This is a genomic window from Shinella sp. GW821-FHT11G07, from assembly GCF_058808115.1.
Genome location: NZ_JBXARJ010000003.1, coordinates 157,345 through 174,145 on the forward strand (window position 1 = coordinate 157,345; position 16,801 = coordinate 174,145).

The following is a 16,801-nucleotide window of genomic DNA, read 5'->3' on the forward strand; positions in this document are numbered from 1 at the left end:
GGTTCAGTCGTAATATCTGATTTTCTTAGCGGCTTCGCGCTGCCGCTCGTTGTAATATGCGAGAACCAAGCCGGCAGGCATACACAACGCGGCGCATACAATCATCGGTATGCCTGTGAAAATATTCAAAAATACCGCGAGAAAGATACTTGCCGACAGAAAAAGATTTCTGCGATTTTTTCTCCTGAACACTTCAAACGGATCATTTTTCCCGCTCCCGCGAAGATCTCGGTAGACATTTTTGGTTCCGGCAAACTTCTCTTTTCGAAGGTCTTGAGCCTCCTGGCGCTCCTTCTCCACGCGATCAAGTCGCTCGCAAATTCTTCCACTAAAAGACCCGGACATCTGGTTGCGGAACCCTTTTATGCAGCCGCATTGAATATGCGCCATCCATCGCGCATCGCGTGCTTCTCCGCAACCTGCCCGTTTAGTCAACTGCAACCGTAGTAAATCAAACCCTGTCGGATCGCCTCATGCAGAACGCAGACTACATCATCATCGGCTCCGGTTCCGCTGGCTCGGCCATTGCCTACCGCCTCTCGGAGGACGGCAAGCATACGGTCATGGTGCTGGAATATGGCGGGTCGGATATCGGGCCGTTCATCCAGATGCCGGCGGCGCTGGCCTGGCCGATGAGCATGAAACGCTACAACTGGGGTTATCTCTCCGAGCCCGAGCCGAACCTCAACAACCGGCGCATCACCGCGCCGCGTGGGAAGGTGATCGGCGGATCGTCGTCTATCAATGGACTGGTCTATGTGCGGGGACACGCCGAGGATTTTAATCGCTGGGAGGCGCTTGGCGCGCGGGGCTGGGCCTATGCGGATGTGCTGCCCTACTACAAGCGCCTGGAGACCTCGCTTGGCGGCGAGAGCGGCTGGCGCGGCACGGACGGGCCGCTGCATGTGCGGCGCGGACCGGTGACCAATCCGCTCTTCCATGCTTTCCTGCAGGCCGGCAAGCAGGCCGGCTTCGAGGTGACCGACGACTATAACGGCTCCAAGCAGGAAGGTTTCGGCCTGATGGAGCAGACGATCCACAACGGCCGGCGCTGGTCGGCGGCCAATGCCTATCTGCGTCCGGCCATGAAGCGGCCGAACGTCTCGCTGGTGCGTTGCTTCGCGCGGAAAATCGTCATCGAAAACGGCCGGGCGGTCGGTGTCGAGATCGAACGCAACGGCAAGATCGAGGTGGTGAAGGCGAACCGCGAGGTGATCGTCTCGGCCTCCTCCTTCAACTCTCCGAAGCTGCTGATGCTGTCCGGCATCGGCCCGGCCGCGCACCTGAAGGAGATGGGCATCGAGGTGAAGGTCGACCGGCCGGGCGTTGGCGCCAACCTTCAGGACCATATGGAATTCTACTTCCAGCAGATCTCCACCAAGCCGGTCTCGCTTTATTCCTGGCTGCCGTGGTTCTGGCAGGGCGTGGCGGGCGCGCAATGGCTGCTCTCGAAGGGTGGGCTGGGCGCCTCCAACCAATTCGAGGCCTGTGCCTTCCTGCGCTCCGCGCCCGGCGTGAAGCAGCCGGACATCCAGTACCACTTCCTGCCCGTCGCCATTTCCTATGATGGCAAGGCGGCGGCCAAGAGCCATGGCTTCCAGGCACATGTCGGCTACAACCTGTCGAAGTCGCGCGGCAACGTGACGCTACGCTCTGCCGATCCGGCGGCCGACCCGCTGATCCGCTTCAACTACATGAGCCACGAGGAAGACTGGATCAAGTTCCGCCACTGCGTGCGCCTCACCCGCGAAATCTTCGGCCAGCAGGCCTTCGACGAGTTCCGCGGGCCGGAAATCCAGCCGGGCGCGGCGATCGAGACGGACGACCAGATCGACGCGTTCCTGCGCGAGCATCTGGAAAGCGCCTACCATCCCTGCGGCACCTGCCGCATGGGGGCTGCGGACGATCCGATGGCGGTGGTCGACCCGGAAACCCGCGTCATCGGCGTCGATGGCCTGCGCGTTGCCGATAGTTCGATCTTCCCGCATGTCACCTACGGCAACCTCAACGCGCCGTCGATCATGACGGGCGAGAAGGCGGCCGACCACATCCTCGGCAGGCAACCGCTTGCGCGCTCCAACCAGGAGCCGTGGACGAACCCGCGCGCTGCGGTCAGCGACCGGTAAAAACTTCGGAACCATAATGGTTGCAAGGGGTTGAGGCGGGCAATCGCCTCGAAGGGAACCCCCATGACCATCTACAAAAAGGTCTCGCGCCACGACGTCAGCAAGGAGACAGACCTCGTCGTCACCGTGATCCACGGTGTCATCGGTCCCTGCGCCTTCATCACCGACCCGGTGCGGGCGTGCGACACCATCCCGCTTCCCGTGGAGGAAGCACTTGCCGGCGCCCGGCAGATGATCGGGGAAGACCTCAACCCGCGTAATCTCGTCATCGTCGATGAGGACGACCTCTGGGACACGCATTGGGGCAGGCTCGTGCCGCATCCGGAGCGCAGCACGACCTAAATCTTCCAACAAAAAAGCCGGGCTTACGCCCGGCTTTCAAGCACGCCTGGAGGTCTAGGCAGCTTAGACGAAAAGGAAGTCGCTGGTGTGCAAATCGGCTTTCGCGATGCCCTCAAGAGTGATCGTGTCGGCACCATACTTGATGACCAGGTCACCCGCCCGTGTTTCCGAAGCGTGGCTGAGGACGTCGGCGAAGTTCTTCAGGACGGCCTTGTTGAGTTGAATGACATCCTGGCCGGACGTGCCAGCTTCGAAGTCGGTGATCCGGTCGCTACCCTGACCCGACTTGATGATGAAGGTATCTGCGCCAACGCCGCCGGAAAGAATGTCGTTACCCAGACCGCCGTAGAGCGTATCGTTGCCTGCACCACCTTCCAGCCTGTCGTTGCCGGCATCGCCATAGAGCTTGTCATTGCCAGCATAGCCGAAAAGGAAGTCGTCGTCGTTGCCGCCACCCAGCGCGTCGTTGCCAGCGCCGCCGTTCAACGTGTCCTTGCCATCGCCACCGGCGAGCGCGTCGTCGCCGGCGCCGCCATAGAGTTTGTCGTTGCCGGCATCGCCGTAGAGCTTGTCATTGCCGGCATCACCATAAAGGGTGTCATTGCCGTTGCCACCACGCAGTGTGTCATTGCCACCATTGCCGTAGAGCGCGTCATTGCCATTGCCGCCGGACAGCGTGTCGTCCTTGGCATAGCCGGCAAAGGAATCAGAGCCGGTGCTGCCGTTGAAGACGATCGAGTTAGCGCTCAGGATCTTCACGAGGCCGGCGGTCGCTCCAGTGGTCGTCGACTTGCCGCCCATGATGTCACTCAGGATTTGGCCACCGAGCACCGTGTCGGTAACACCGAGCCCCGTGATCTTGACGTCGGATGTGAGCTTGAAGGTGCTGGTCTTGCTGTCGAGAGCGATGTTGCTACCGAATTCGACCGTGTTCAGCGAGCCGGTGATCTTGTGCGTCGTCATATTGTAGTTCCAGGCGGTCTTGCCTGAAGACAGTACAACGCCGAACTTGCTGGCGTCGCTGGTCGTGTACTGCGTGCCGCTCATCGCCATCGGGTCGGTGCTGTTGAAGCCCCCATAACCCGCGCGAGTGAAGGTCTTGTCGTAGTTTGCCAGGAAGGCGCCGAAGTTGATGCCCTTGCCGTCCTTGTTGGCGTCGTTTGCGTTGATTGTAATGGCCATTTGCCCAACCCTTCCCCTGTGAACCGCAGCTCACGCTTAAACTTGAATACAATGCTCAGCTATTAAATCTGATTTTTTCTGTCAAGTTTTTTCGGCGGCCGTCTTGGAGTTTTTTGGGCGCAGGGTCGGGCGGCAGGATTTCTGCCCGAACGGCAAGATGGAGAGATATTTGCTCCCCATCCTTGCGCTTTGGAAATCCGTTTTGCTGTCCGCGACCGGACAAGACTGCGATAATCTGGGCAATTCTCGCAAAGGCATGGAACGGAATGACTGCTCTCACCGGAAACGGGACCGCGCAGGCCCTTAATGACCAACTCGCCAGCCTCGGGCTTGCCGGGCGCCTTGCGCTTGTGGCCGAGCTTGGCGGGCGCGCCGTCTTTACCACCAGCCTCGGCATCGAGGACCAGGTCATCACCGCGGCGATCGGCACCGAGCGCCTGGCGATTGACGTCGTCACGCTGGAGACCGGCCGACTGTTCAAGGAAACCGTCGATCTCATCGACGAGACCGAAAGCCAGTACGGCATGACCATCACCCGCTACGTGCCTGACCAGGACGATATCGACGCCTATGCGGCGAAATACGGCCTCAACGGCTTCTACGACAGCGTCGAAGCGCGCCACGCCTGTTGCGGCGTGCGCAAGCTGAAGCCGCTTGCGCGCGCACTTGAAGGGGCATCCTTCTGGGTCACCGGCCTGCGCCGCGGCCAGTCCGGCAACCGTGCCGACACGCCGTTCGCGGAGTTCGATGCGGAGCGCAACCTCATCAAGATCAATCCGCTGGCGGATTGGGACATCGACCGCATCAAGGCCTATGTCGCCGACCATGCCGTGCCGGTGAACCCGATGCACACGCGCGGCTATCCCTCGATCGGCTGTGAGCCCTGTACGCGGGCCATCAAGCCGGGCGAGCCAGAGCGCGCCGGCCGCTGGTGGTGGGAGAACGACGAAAAGCGCGAATGCGGCCTCCACGTTCCCGAAACCGCCGCTTCCCCCATCCCGGCCCCAAGCGCGGCCTGATCCACACAAGCCCTCCCAAGGCGACCCATCCGGAGTATAGTTTAAATGTCCGATATCCGTCACGAAACGGAAGCGAAGCAGAACGCACCGCACAAGCCGCCGCTCGATCCGCATCTGAAGGCGCTGGAAAACGAAGCCATCCATATCTTCCGCGAAGTCGCCGCCGAGTTCGAACGGCCGGTGATGCTCTATTCCGTGGGCAAGGATTCGTCCGTCCTGCTGCACCTCGCGCGCAAGGCCTTTTATCCCGGCCGCGTGCCCTTCCCGCTGCTGCATGTCAACACGGGCTGGAAGTTCGGCGAAATGATCGCCTTCCGCAACAAGGTCGTCGCGGACTACGATCTCGACCTAATCGAATACATCAATCCGCGCGGTGCAAGCGAGAACGTCACGCCGTTTACGCACGGCTCGTCGCGCTACACCGACATCATGAAGACCGAGGCGCTGCGCCAGGCGCTCGATGCCGGCAAGTATGACGCGGCCTTCGGCGGCGCACGGCGCGATGAGGAAGCCTCGCGCGCCAAGGAGCGCATCTACTCCTTCCGCACGCCGGACCACCGCTGGGACCCGCGCAACCAGCGCCCGGAACTGTGGAACGTCTACAACGGCATGATCCGCCAAGGCGAAAGTGTGCGCGCCTTCCCGCTCTCCAACTGGACCGAGGTCGATATCTGGCGCTACATCCTGGCCGAGGACATCCCGATCGTGCCGCTCTACTTCGCGGAAAAGCGCCCCTTCGTCGAGCGCGACGGCATGATGATCCTGGCCGAGGACCCACGCCTCGAACTGCTGCCCGGCGAAGTGAAGCAGGAAGGCGTCATCCGCTTCCGCACGCTCGGCTGCTTCCCGCTGACCGGCGCCATCCGCTCGCAGGCCACAACGCTCGACGACATCATCGCCGAGCTGGAGACCGCCACCGTCTCCGAACGCCAGGGCCGCGCGATCGACCGCGACCAGTCCGGCTCCATGGAAAAGAAGAAACGCGAAGGGTATTTCTGAGATGACCGTTTCCGCCACCGCAACCGCCGAGGTTTTCACCGTGGAAGAACCGGCCCTCGAAACGGCCCGCGCGCTTCGTGATTCCCGCCCGCTTCGCCTTATCACCTGCGGCTCGGTCGACGACGGCAAGTCGACGCTGATCGGCCGCCTGCTCTGGGACACCAAGGCCGTCAAGGAAGACCAGGCCGCGACGCTCCAGCGCGACAGTTCCGGCAAGCAGAACGATCTCGGCCTGCCCGACTTCGCGCTGCTGCTCGACGGCCTGCAGGCCGAACGCGAACAGGGCATCACGATCGATGTCGCCTATCGCTACTTCTCGACGGACCGCCGTTCCTTCATCGTCGCCGATACGCCCGGCCACGAACAGTATACCCGTAACATGGCGACCGGCGCTTCCACGGCGGACCTCGCCGTGCTTCTGATCGATGCCCGCGCCGGTATTCTCGAACAGACCCGCCGCCACGCGACCATCGCCTCGCTGATGGGTATTCGCCAGTTCGTGCTTGCCATCAACAAGATCGACCTGACGAACTACGACCGCGCCGGCTTCGAGCAGATCACGCATGACTTCAAGGAATTTGCGCTGACGCTCGGCGTCAAGCAGATCACCGCGATCCCTATGTCGGCGCTGAAGGGCGAAAACGTCGTCTATGACGGCCGCGCGTCCATGCCCTGGTATGACGGCCCGACGCTCGTCGAGACGCTGGAAAAGGCGACGACCCGTTCCAACCAGACGGTCGGCTTCCGCCTGCCGGTGCAGCGCGTCTCACGTCCGGGCGAAAGCTTCCGCGGTTATCAGGGAACGGTTGCGGGCGGCTCGGTGAAGCCGGGCGATTCTGTCGTCATCCTGCCATCCGGCATGGTCGCCAATGTCACCAAGATCGTCACCTTCGACCTGGTGCGCAACGCCGCCGTCGCGGGTGATGCCATCACGCTGGTGCTCGACCGCCAGGTCGACGTGTCGCGCGGCGACATGATCGTTGCCATCGACAGCCAGCCGATGACCGGTCGCGGTTTTGACGCGCAACTCGTCGCGCTCCAAGCTGAAGGCATCGACCCCGGCAAGCGCTACTGGCTGAAGAGCGGTTCGCGCCGCCAACGCGTCAGCATCGAGCCGATTAGCCAGCTCGACCTCAAGACCTCGAAGTGGAATGCGGCCGAGCGGCTGGACATGAACGGCATCGGCAAGGTGCATCTCACCTTCGACGAGCAGGCGATCTTCGACACCTACGAGCAGAACCGCACGACCGGCGCCTTCATCCTGATCGACCCCGACACCAACAACACGGTGGCCGGCGGCATGATCACCGGCCGTCGCTCGGAACTCGGTGGCATCCACAAGGATGACCAGCGCGTGCTGCTGTCGCTGCCCGCCGACCTCGCCGAAAAGCTGATGGCGACCGAACTGTTCGCCAACCGTCGCCAGGATGTGGACGTGCGCCACACCAGTGCCGGCCGCGCGGCGGAAATCCTCGCCGATCTCGACGAATAGGACGGCGGTTCCGTCGCCTCTCCGCTCCTTGGAGGGATGCGGGAAACCGAATTGATCATCCTTGCGGCGCCCTCATCGGGCGCCGCGACCGTTTAGGCATCGGGATCGTGTGTCGCGCATCATTCGCGGCGATACCAATTCCCTACGCCGTTCCCGGCAGAGCACCATCATCATCAATGACAGGTGGAGGCGGTGCTCTGCCGAGCCGCTTCTTCAAATCCTTAAGCAGCCGCACCACTTCCTCGGGCCGTGGCGCCGACGGCTTTTTCGGGTCCGGTTCGGCAAGCGCGCGCCAGGCCGCGTGAAAGCCGAGGGCGCGATAGGCTTCCATCTGCTCTTCCGAAAAGAACTGGTCGCCGGTGGTCTCGTGCGGGAAGGCGGGGAAGCGGCGCTCATAATCGAGAACATAATCCGGTTCGTCGCCCGTGGCCGTCGCCTTGATGTAGAGTAGGACACCCTTCTCATCCGCGCCGTAGTCGATCTCGCCGATCGCGAAATGGCAGTCGTGGGCAGGCGACGCCTCCGGGATATATTGCTCGCGGCTTGCATTGCGGCTGAGGGCCGCGACGCGCACCGGCTGCCATTTGATATCGATGCGCACGCCGAGATCGATGCGTGCGAAACGCTCGGCATCGACAAGCGCACCGAAGGTCATCGCCGGATCAGCCTCCGCGTCAGCCACGATGATGACGCGGCACTTGCGCTTGAGGAGCTGATAGAGGCCGATATTGTCGATATGGCCGCCATCGGTCAGGTAGACCTTGGCCGCATCGCCCGACAGCAGCCCGAAGGATTCCGCCACCAGATAGGCGCGCAGAAAATCGTACCACCGCGTCTCCGTCGGCGCAGCTTTGACTTTCTTTGTCTTGGGCGGAGAACCAAGCCCGAAATAGTACCAAGGCCTCTTCGGCGGTGGGGTCGCGTCCTCGGTCGCGACAACTGGCTCGGCTTTCATGAAGCGCGGGTTCAGCATCCAATAGCCAAGCCGCAGGTTCAGCAGCGCCAAGGTCGGCCGCAACAGGCCGATCTGCACGCGCCCCATGCTGGACGATACGGCAGCGCCGGAAATGGCGACAGCAGTCGCGAGGTCGAGCTGCCGCACCTTCTGCTCCATTCGGCGCGTCGAAACGTAACCCGTCAGGTCGCTGCCGACGAAGTTGCGGGAAAACAGGAAGAACTCCGCATTGCGCCCCCGCTTCACCGGGTCCGGCTCGGCGAGACTGCGGCGATCGCCTTTCGGGACCTGGGGGAATTGTGGATCCCGCTTGTCGTCGGAACGCTGACGCGCGTTCAACGTGGTATTGATCAACAGATAGGGCGCTTTTTTCCCATTGATCCGGGTAAGCCTGAGGGAACTGGTGCGCTGGAGGTTCTTACCCAGGCGGAAGGCCGTGCTCAGCCGCTCGCGATAGAGCCTGTGCAGGCCATTGGCATTTTCGGAGAAATTGATCGTCAGCATCAGCACGATCGCCGTGGCGAGCAGGTATATCGTGACCATGCCGTAGCCGCCGCTCCCCCGTGTCGGGATCGCGGCGGCAACCAGAAACGCCGCGATCGCGACGAGGACCAGCACGCCCTTCAAGGCCTTGCGCTTGTTCTCCGCCATCAGGCGAAAAAGTGTCGCCAGCGTGGCCTGTCCCTGCGCGCGCAAAAGGAAGACCCATATCTCCCAGCAGAGAAGGAGACCGGCCACGACGCAAAGCACCGGCACCAGATATTGGTAAAACAGAAAGGCAGGGCTGAGCGAATACTGGCCTCGGGTGAATTCGACCCGATCCGCGATCCCCCACAGCGAGAGCGCCAGGAACGCCGCGTAGAGCAACAACGGCACGATCAGCCCCGCCGCCACGAGAGCACCTTTCGAAGCGATGGCGCGCAATTTCACCGCGATCGTCGCGTCCTTCATCGCCTTCTGGATCCAGTCGACCAGCGTTGCCCGCAAGCTCGCCGTCATCACGACGAATGCGGTAAGCACCGTCGCGATCGTCGGGAGGGTCGTGTGCCGCTCCTCCTGCCGCATCAGGTAGTCGCGCAGGAAGGCGAGGATCGGGCCCTGTGCTTCGGCCAGGAAGACCGACAGCGTCAACGTCATCAGCACGCAGGAAAGCCACGTTCCGCGCGAACTGACTTCGCGGTCACTCATTTTCCCCTTGATGCCGTGCCGTTCCGGCAGGGACCGCCAAAGCCCCCAGCCAAGAAGATAGAGGAAGGTCACAGCCACCAATGCGACAGTCACCACGAAGGGAAATCCACACCAGCCTCCTGGCGCCGTGCATGCCGCCCGCTCCCCGGTCCACAGGAAGGCCGCGATCTGGTAGAAAATGCTGCGCGGCAAATCCTGCGCGGTCGGGTTGGCGATGACCGTGACCGTCGCGAGCGGCAGAAGCAGCGCAAGTACAAGGAAAGCGTTGACGGCGAGCCCCCGGAAAACGATCGCCAGCGAAGGGAGTATGTCGCCCATGCCATGGGGAATGAGATAGCGGCTGTGATCGCGAATATGGCTGACCGGCTCGCTGTCGCGCACATCGTCGCTGCTCGCGGCTGCATGGGCGGAACCGTTGGCGGGACTCGGCCCACTAGCCTCATCCGTCACGGCAAAGGGGAACTGCCCCTCGGTACCGGCACGGCTCATCGCTGCCACCATGCTGGCGCCGATATAGCCGCCGCCCGAAACCGTCGAGAGATAGTCAATGCGCGGGATGAGGCCTCGGGCCTTCAGCGCTTGCAGAACACCAAGGCAGAAACTCGCCGAGCGGATGCCGCCACCGGAAAGGGCGACCCCGAAGAGGTCTTCCGGCACCCCATACGTATCGAGCTTTCCTACGCCGCTGCCCCAACCGCCGGTGCGGCGTTTCAGGATGATGTCGTATTCGGCCGCCTTGACGCCATCAAACTTGCTGTGATCCGGCAGCTCATTGCTCTCGCCCTGCATGATCGCCCCACCCAAGATCGCCTATAAATTGCAAAATACTGCATGAAAGGGCGGTTGAGTATAGGGAATTAAGAAATACCTAAAAAATCGAGATGCCCATCGACAGACGGGTAAAGGTGGACGGGGCATCCCCGTGCAGGACACGCAAAAAAGGGGCCGTGCCACGGCCCCTTTTCAGAGATTTGTCGTTTCAAATGCCACTCAGAAGAAGAAGTACCAGAGCAGCAGCACGACGAAGATCGGCACACCCATCAGCCAAAGAATCAAAGCCCGAGCCATTGAAGTTTCCTTTCGTTGATTGTCGGAAAGGAGAATGTCCGGGCGGGCAAATTGTTCCATCAGCAGGCCATGATAAAGGGCGCAGAAGCGCCCCTTAATCCTTGCAAGCCGGTAGAATCCAGCGGTCTAGCGCTCGCGAAAAGCCTTGGCGAAGTAGTCGGCAAGCGGCTTTACAAGATATTCGAGCGGCGAGCGCTCCGCGGTCTGGATGAAGGTCTCGACCGGCATGCCGGGCATGACATGCTTGTCGCCGAGCTTGATCATTTCGCCGGCATCCGGCTTGATCTCGGCCTTGTAGTAGGTCGCGCCGGTGCGCTGGTCCGCGAGCACGTCGGCGGCGACCTTCGTCACATGGCCGAAAATTTCCGGCGTGTTGCGATGGTCGAAGGCGCCGAAGCGGATATGCGCGACCTGGCCGACATGCACCTGGTCGATCTGCGTCGGCGAGATCTGCGTCGAGATGACGAGATTCTGCTCCTGCGGGATGATGTAGAGCAGCGGATCGGCCGGGCGGATGACCGAGCGCAGCGCGTGGACCTGCAAGCCGAGCACGACGCCGGACATCGGCGCGGTGATGTCCATGCGGCTCAGCGTCTCGAACTTGGCGTTGCGCCGCTCCTTGAGCTCGGCGACCTTCGCCTCGACTTCGCGCAGCGTCGTCGTCGCCTCCTCGCGCACCGTGGAGTGGATGTTGAGGATCGCGATCTCGATTTCGGCGACACGGCCGGTGTTTTCCGCGATGTTGGAGCGGGCCTGGCTGATCGTGCCGCGGATTTCCGCTTCCTCGCGCTGAAGGGCGAGAACACGGCTGGCATTGGTCAGCGACTGGGCGAGCAGCTTGTTCTGCGCCTCGAGTTCCTTGCTGATCAGCTTCAACTGGGTTTCCAGCGCGGTAATGCGGCCCTGGAGACCCTCGTTCTGCTTGGCGATCTGCGCCTTCTTCTCCTGAAGCTGGGCAGCCTGCTTGTCGCGTGTTTCGGCGCGCGCCGTCATAAGCCGCTTCTGGCCGGTGACGATTTCGGCCGCGTCCGGATTGGTGGCCACGGCCTTCAACAGGTCGGGATCGAAGGTGATCTCGGTCTTGTCGTCCTGCTCGGCCTTCAGCCGCGCCTCGGTGCCGAGCAGGCTGAAGAGCTGGCCTTCGATGACCGCGAGCTCGGAGCGATCGAACGTATCGTCGAGACGCATCAGCACATCACCGGCCTTGACCGTATCGCCTTCCTTCATGCGGATTTCACCGACGACGCCGCCCGTCAGGTGCTGCACGACCTGGCGGTTGCTAGCGACTTCGATGACGCCGGCGGAAACCACCGCACCGTTGATGCGCGTCAGCGCCGCCCAGGCGCCCATGCCGCCGAGCAGCACGAAGACCGTCGCATAGCCGGCGATCGCGTAGCCGCTATTGGTCCACTTCTTTTCCATCTTACCCGTTTCGCGGTTCATTGAGCGAAAACCTTACTTGTTGCTGCCGCCGGCGCCGGTGCCGGCGACGACCTGCGTGTGGTTGCGCAGGTGGGCGCGCAGCACGTCGTCCCGCGGACCGAAGGCGAGGCGCTGGCCGTTTTCCATGATCAGGATGAGCTCGCATTCCTCGATCGCCGCCGGGCGGTGCGCCATGATGACGATGGACTTGCCCTCGGTCTTCATGTTGCGGATCGCCTGGTTGAGCGCCATGGAGCCATCGGCATCGAGGTTCGAGTTCGGCTCGTCGAGCACCAGCAGCACCGGATCGCCATAGAGCGCGCGGGCGAGGCCGACACGCTGCTTCTGGCCGCCGGAAAGCCGCCCGCCCATGGCCGGCAGCCTGGTGTCGTAGCCCTCCGGCAGACGCAGGATCATGTCATGCGCACCGGCCTTCTTCGCGGCTTCGACGACCTTCACCGGATCGGGATCGAGCGTCATGCGGGCGATGTTTTCGGCGATCGTGCCTTCGAACAGCACGACGTCCTGCGGCAGGTAGCCGACATGGTCGGCAAGGCCGTCCGTGCCGTACTGTTCGAGCGAGGCGCCGTCGAGGCGCACCTTGCCGCCGGCGGGCGGCCAGATGCCGGTGAGGATGCGGGCGAGCGTCGACTTGCCCGACGCGCTCTGGCCGATGACGCCGAGCGCCTGGCCGGGCTTCAGCTCGAAGGACAGCATGCGCACCGTCGCGACCTTCTCGCCGGGCGGCACGACCGTGACCTGCTCGACTTCCAGGAGCGCACGCGGCTTCGGCAGCGCGGTGCGGGCATCCTCCTCCGGTACGCGCGACAGCAGTTCGGCCAGCTGGCGCCAGCCCTGCATGGCGCGCTGGATGAGCGCCCAATGGCCGATGGCCCCTTCGATCGGCGCCAGTGCGCGGCCGATGATGATGGAGCTTGCGATCATCGCGCCGGCGGTGATCTCGTTTTTCAGCACCAGATAGGCGCCGAGCGCCAGGATTGCCGATTGCAGGAAGACGCGGAAGGTCTTCGAGGTGATGGAATAGAAGCCGTTGCTGTCGGAATAGCGGATGTTGGCTTCGAGCGCCTTGTCGCGCAGAAGCTGCCAGCGGCTGGCGACCGCGCGGCGCATGCCGAGCGCACGTACAGTGTCGCTTTCCTTCTGCAGCGTCTGAGTCATCTCGTCGCTCTGGCGACCGGCGATCATCGCCCGTTCCTGGTCTTCCTTCGTCCCATTCTGGTTGAGCCAGGTAAGTGCTACGAGAATGAGCCCGCCGACGAGGCCGAGCACACCCATCCAGGGGTGGAAGGTGAAGATGATGAAGATGAAGAACGGCGTCCACGGAATGTCGAAGACGGTGAAGACCGCAGGCGATGACAGCACCTTCTGGATCGCGTCGAGATCGCGCATGCCGGTGACCGTCGAGATGCCCTGGGCGCTGAGCGCCGTGCGGTCGAGCACCGCGTTGAACACGCGCTTGTCGAAGCGGGCCTGGAAGCGGGCGCCGATACGCGCGGCGACGCGGCTGCGGATGTGGTCCAGCACGCCCATGATCAGGTAGAGGCCGATGATGAGGCCGGTCAGCGCCACCAGCGTCGCCTCCGAACGGGAGGCAAGCACCCGGTCGTAGATCTGCAGCATGAAGAGCGGCCCGGTGAGCACGAGCAGGTTCACGAAGAAGCTGAAAAGGCCGATGGCCACGAAGCCCGCGGCGCTAGACTTCAGCACGGCTCTCAGTTCGTCCACACCGGTCTTGCCCGATGAACGCATGACAATGTCTCTTTAAAGATCGACGCCGGATGCACGGCCATTGACGGCCATTATCCGTGCGGCGAAGGGCCACTCGACCGCTCCGCCGCGGCCGGCCGGATGCGGGAGCCGTCCGCGTGTTTGCGCACGGCCTCGTTGGAAGACGGTATAGGGCGCGATTTATTCGTAAATCAACAGATTTTCGACGAACTAATCCCAAACACAACTTCAGCGGTCATCTTTGCCCGATATTTTGTCCGCTTTGCCGGCCGCGTCCACCTTCGCCTGAAGCTTGCCGAGGATGAAGAGCACCACGAAACAGGCAAATGTCGCGACGACGGCGACGAACCAGAAACCGAGCCCTATCGAAAGTCCCACCGCGCCGGCAAGCCACATGCCCGCCCCCGTCGTCAGGCCCCTCACCTCGCCGCGCGAGAAGACGATCATGCCGGCGGCGAGGAACGCGACGCCCGAAGTGACGGCCTCGATGACGCGCAGCGGATCGATGCGCACCTGCTCGTCGGAAAAGCCGGCCATATGCACGCTCTCGATGGACAGAATGGAGAAGACGCAGGCCGACAGCGCAACGAGGATATGTGTTCGCAGGCCTGCCGGATGATCCTGATATTCTCGCTCCGCGCCGATCACCGCGCCAAGCAGGATGGCGCCCACCATGCGCGCAAGGATGACCGGATAGGGCACTTCGGTCTTCGGAAAGAGGTCGGCAAGGATCTGTTCCATGGCGGCGGAAACGGATGAGCCGCGAGCCGGTTCCCTTGCGGATCGGCGAAACGAAAATTTCCCGCCACCCGGCACTTTCCCCAAGCTAGCGGTTTTTTTGACATTTTGCGCTTGTCGAACCCAAAAGCCTGGTCTATAGGAGGCGCCGCTGGTCACGGAGTGTAGCGCAGTCTGGTAGCGCACCACGTTCGGGACGTGGGGGTCGGAGGTTCGAATCCTCTCACTCCGACCAGCTTGAACCGCTGAGAATTAAGCGTTTCAACATCATCCCGAAAAACCTTCCGAAATTTACGGCAATGATTACGGCAATGAATGGCTACTTCATTCGCCCTGCCCTCCCTGATGTAAACGCCTCTCCGACCCCGGCTTGATGATCAGGGTGGTGATGGCCGTAGGTCTTTTCCAGCGTCTCCAGGGTCATCCCAAGATAACCGGAAGCCTCCCACTTATCAGCAGCGGCCTGCATCAACCAAGTGGCCGCTGTATGGCGCAAGGTGTGCCGCACAACGCCTTCCGCCCCCTCACCTAGGACTTCGTCCACCAAGTTGCGGAACGCCCTCTTCGGGTCGGCAGGCTTGCCGTTGTACTCCACCACGTATTTGGCGCCCATTCGATGCCAGCGCCGCATGTGGGCCAGAAGTCGACCCGGAAGGCGAATCGGAGGAGCGCGCTTGTTTCCCGCCACCATCTCGCCCTCCCAGGCGCGATAGAAAACACCGGCATCTAGATCGATGTACGGTCGGCCTACTTCCTTCACGAAGGACGCCTGCCAGACGCGAGACGATCGGCTTCCCGTGTAGACCGCCGCCAACGTGAACCGAGCGATGTGGACCGTCGGCTTTCGCTTGTTGGGCGCTCCGCGGAACTTGCCGCGTTTTCGGTATGCCGCCCAGATCAGTTTGGCCAAAGTAGCTCTATCGAGGTGCTTCACCCTCCCCTTTGCCTTCGGCGGCAGCGTAACTGTCACCGACTCGCGCGTCACCTTGTCCGCAATAGCCTGGCGGCATGCAGCACGCAGATCCTCGAGTTCACGTCTAGAGCCGTTTTGGTTGCCACGCTGGCGCACATACTCAGCGCAGGTGCCGCTGGTGATGTCGTCCAGCGTCTTGTCACCCCAGTAGGCCATCAAGTTTTCAGCCCGTGCGGCAAGTTCCCTTGGCCGTGTCGCGGTGTCTTTCTTCAGTGAAAGGTAATGCGCGAGAACTTCGGCGATACTGACTTGCGATGCAGCACGATGGCGTTTGGCCGGTTCCGCCAGGAACTGCTTGGCTATGTGCTCCCCTAGCGCTCTTTCAGCTCCCTCACGATCAAGCTGAGCGCAGCCCGTGCCGATGTGTTTTCCACCGTCGAGGATGATCCAGACGGCAGCCCTGTCTTTGCTGGCCGGTCTGAGCCAGAGCCTGGCTGGTTTGCGGGCACGCGACATTTCTGTTTCATCTCCTCAATTGACCGAAGTGTCGTGAAGTCCTTGCCAGCGATCCGCATGACAACAAGCCGCCCCCGCGCTGCTTCCTTGCGCAGACCGCTGACCGTCATGCCGCCGTACGGGAACGTCATAGGAAGGATGGCCGCCAGCCGTACGGGCGCGTCGGGCGGAATATTGTCGTTGGCAGCCTGCAGCGGCTCGCCTCTTTCTTCGGCGCGCACTGTGTTCATGCGCTCTTCCGGAGATTGTCATTCGCCGCGGCTAACGGTCGGCGTCGCCCCCCAGTCTTGATAAGGCGGAGTGCCACCAACACGGAACGCGGCGGCACAACAGGGTTCTCACGTCGGGTACTGATTCGGGCCGGTATCCTCATCTTCTCTCCTCCTCGTGCGCGTGCGTGCGTGGTCTTCTCCGACCCTCGCGGGTCGCAGGCTTAGGTCTTCTTATGGACTGGATACTCATGAGTACTCTCCTCTGTCTTTGAGGAGAACATGACCGATTCCGGAATCGGAGTTTACGCAAACAAATCGTATTTCTTTTCGGCTAGTCCGGGCGGAGATCGTCGTAGAAGGCGACGGCCCGCTGTACGTGCCGTTCGCTGAAACCAAACTGCTCTGCCGCAGCCTCGGTTGCGTCTTCGTAGGACAGACCGTCGCGTCGGAGATCGTGGAATACTTCCCCGATTTCAAACCAAAACCGGGGCAGGCTTTTCTGTCTGCCTCTTTGTCGCTTGGGCGGTCGCAGAAGATCCGCGGCCAGTCCCTGTACCACCCTGTCGGCAGTGCCTTTGCGCAGCAGCTCCGCCGCCAGTCGCTTGGCATCTTCTGTCCGCCCCTCAGAGATCGCCGAGCGAATAGGGTTGGCCTGAATGCTGAAGCTGGGCGGAAGTTTCGCCATTACTGACTGAGCCGAGGGAGGACGCCTACGGTCGCCAGCACGAGTTCAGCGCGCGTCGACGGAGGCGGTACATCCTGCCATGAGCGATTGTGGGGAAAGTGGAAGGATTGGGCTGCAGTGTTGCAGGGCGCCGTTTCCCGATCTCTCCAGGCTTCGCCATACAGTTCGATGCGGAGAAGGCGGGCTTCCATGAAG

Annotated in this window: 14 protein-coding genes and 1 tRNA gene; 6 read left to right on the forward strand and 9 right to left on the reverse strand. The window is 62.2% G+C overall.

All coding sequences use genetic code 11. The features are described 5' to 3' along the window. Positions 1 to 3 precede the first annotated feature (3 nt). Positions 4 to 390, reverse strand: a complete 387-nt coding sequence (locus AC1RT2_RS07130; RefSeq protein WP_493100658.1) for a hypothetical protein — start codon at positions 388 to 390, stop codon at positions 4 to 6. Between the two features lie 83 nt (positions 391 to 473). Here AC1RT2_RS07130 and betA point away from each other — a divergent pair, with 83 nt between their 5' ends. Together betA and AC1RT2_RS07140 are read left to right on the forward strand one after the other, a co-directional pair. Next, positions 474 to 2,126 (forward strand): choline dehydrogenase, encoded by a 1,653-nt coding sequence (gene betA, locus AC1RT2_RS07135; protein WP_493100660.1) that lies wholly within the window; start codon positions 474 to 476, stop codon positions 2,124 to 2,126. A gap of 63 nt (positions 2,127 to 2,189) precedes the next feature. Next, positions 2,190 to 2,468, forward strand: coding sequence for a hypothetical protein (locus tag AC1RT2_RS07140; RefSeq protein ID WP_493100662.1), 279 nt, complete (start codon positions 2,190 to 2,192; stop codon positions 2,466 to 2,468). Positions 2,469 to 2,531: 63 nt separating this feature from the next. On the opposite strand, the gene AC1RT2_RS07145 is transcribed toward AC1RT2_RS07140, so the two are convergent. Next, positions 2,532 to 3,650 carry a calcium-binding protein gene (locus AC1RT2_RS07145; RefSeq protein WP_493100665.1) on the reverse strand — a complete coding sequence of 373 codons (1,119 nt, stop codon included), beginning with the start codon at positions 3,648 to 3,650 and terminating at the stop codon, positions 2,532 to 2,534. A 266-nt stretch (positions 3,651 to 3,916) separates the two neighbouring features. Between AC1RT2_RS07145 and AC1RT2_RS07150 the strand changes: the two genes are divergently transcribed. From AC1RT2_RS07150 to cysN, 3 genes are read left to right on the forward strand one after another with little or no spacing between them, the layout of a single operon-like run. After that, positions 3,917 to 4,669 (forward strand): phosphoadenylyl-sulfate reductase, encoded by a 753-nt coding sequence (locus AC1RT2_RS07150; RefSeq protein WP_069059512.1) that lies wholly within the window; start codon positions 3,917 to 3,919, stop codon positions 4,667 to 4,669. A gap of 45 nt (positions 4,670 to 4,714) precedes the next feature. Then, positions 4,715 to 5,668: a sulfate adenylyltransferase subunit CysD gene (cysD, locus tag AC1RT2_RS07155; RefSeq protein ID WP_493100667.1), complete on the forward strand. Its 954-nt coding sequence runs from the start codon at positions 4,715 to 4,717 to the stop codon at positions 5,666 to 5,668. Between the two features lies 1 nt (position 5,669). Then, on the forward strand, positions 5,670 to 7,160 hold the full coding sequence (gene cysN / locus AC1RT2_RS07160) for a sulfate adenylyltransferase subunit CysN (RefSeq protein WP_493100669.1): 1,491 nt from the start codon (positions 5,670 to 5,672) through the stop codon (positions 7,158 to 7,160). Positions 7,161 to 7,302: 142 nt separating this feature from the next. Here cysN and AC1RT2_RS07165 read toward each other — a convergent pair whose 3' ends face one another. The 5 genes from AC1RT2_RS07165 to AC1RT2_RS07185 form a co-directional block, all read right to left on the reverse strand. Continuing rightward, complete coding sequence (locus AC1RT2_RS07165) at positions 7,303 to 10,092, reverse strand: patatin-like phospholipase family protein (protein WP_493100671.1); 2,790 nt, start codon at positions 10,090 to 10,092, stop codon at positions 7,303 to 7,305. 201 nt (positions 10,093 to 10,293) lie between these two features. After that, positions 10,294 to 10,431, reverse strand: coding sequence for a hypothetical protein (locus tag AC1RT2_RS07170; RefSeq protein ID WP_171902358.1), 138 nt, complete (start codon positions 10,429 to 10,431; stop codon positions 10,294 to 10,296). A gap of 66 nt (positions 10,432 to 10,497) precedes the next feature. Continuing rightward, on the reverse strand, positions 10,498 to 11,814 hold the full coding sequence (locus AC1RT2_RS07175) for an HlyD family type I secretion periplasmic adaptor subunit (RefSeq protein WP_210187391.1): 1,317 nt from the start codon (positions 11,812 to 11,814) through the stop codon (positions 10,498 to 10,500). A gap of 12 nt (positions 11,815 to 11,826) precedes the next feature. Continuing rightward, a complete protein-coding gene (locus AC1RT2_RS07180; RefSeq protein WP_069059516.1) occupies positions 11,827 to 13,563 on the reverse strand; it encodes a type I secretion system permease/ATPase in 1,737 nt (578 codons plus the stop codon). Between the two features lie 207 nt (positions 13,564 to 13,770). Continuing rightward, positions 13,771 to 14,283, reverse strand: a complete 513-nt coding sequence (locus tag AC1RT2_RS07185) for an MgtC/SapB family protein (protein WP_069059517.1) — start codon at positions 14,281 to 14,283, stop codon at positions 13,771 to 13,773. Between the two features lie 155 nt (positions 14,284 to 14,438). On the opposite strand from AC1RT2_RS07185, the gene AC1RT2_RS07190 reads away from it, so the two are divergent. After that, positions 14,439 to 14,515: transfer RNA gene (locus tag AC1RT2_RS07190), tRNA-Pro, on the forward strand. 84 nt (positions 14,516 to 14,599) lie between these two features. Here the strand turns inward: AC1RT2_RS07190 and AC1RT2_RS07195 are convergent. Both AC1RT2_RS07195 and AC1RT2_RS07200 read right to left on the reverse strand, forming a co-directional pair. Next, positions 14,600 to 15,709: an integrase gene (locus tag AC1RT2_RS07195; RefSeq protein WP_493100676.1), complete on the reverse strand. Its 1,110-nt coding sequence runs from the start codon at positions 15,707 to 15,709 to the stop codon at positions 14,600 to 14,602. 543 nt (positions 15,710 to 16,252) lie between these two features. Next, positions 16,253 to 16,606, reverse strand: a complete 354-nt coding sequence (locus AC1RT2_RS07200) for a hypothetical protein (RefSeq protein ID WP_493100678.1) — start codon at positions 16,604 to 16,606, stop codon at positions 16,253 to 16,255. Positions 16,607 to 16,801 lie beyond the last annotated feature (195 nt).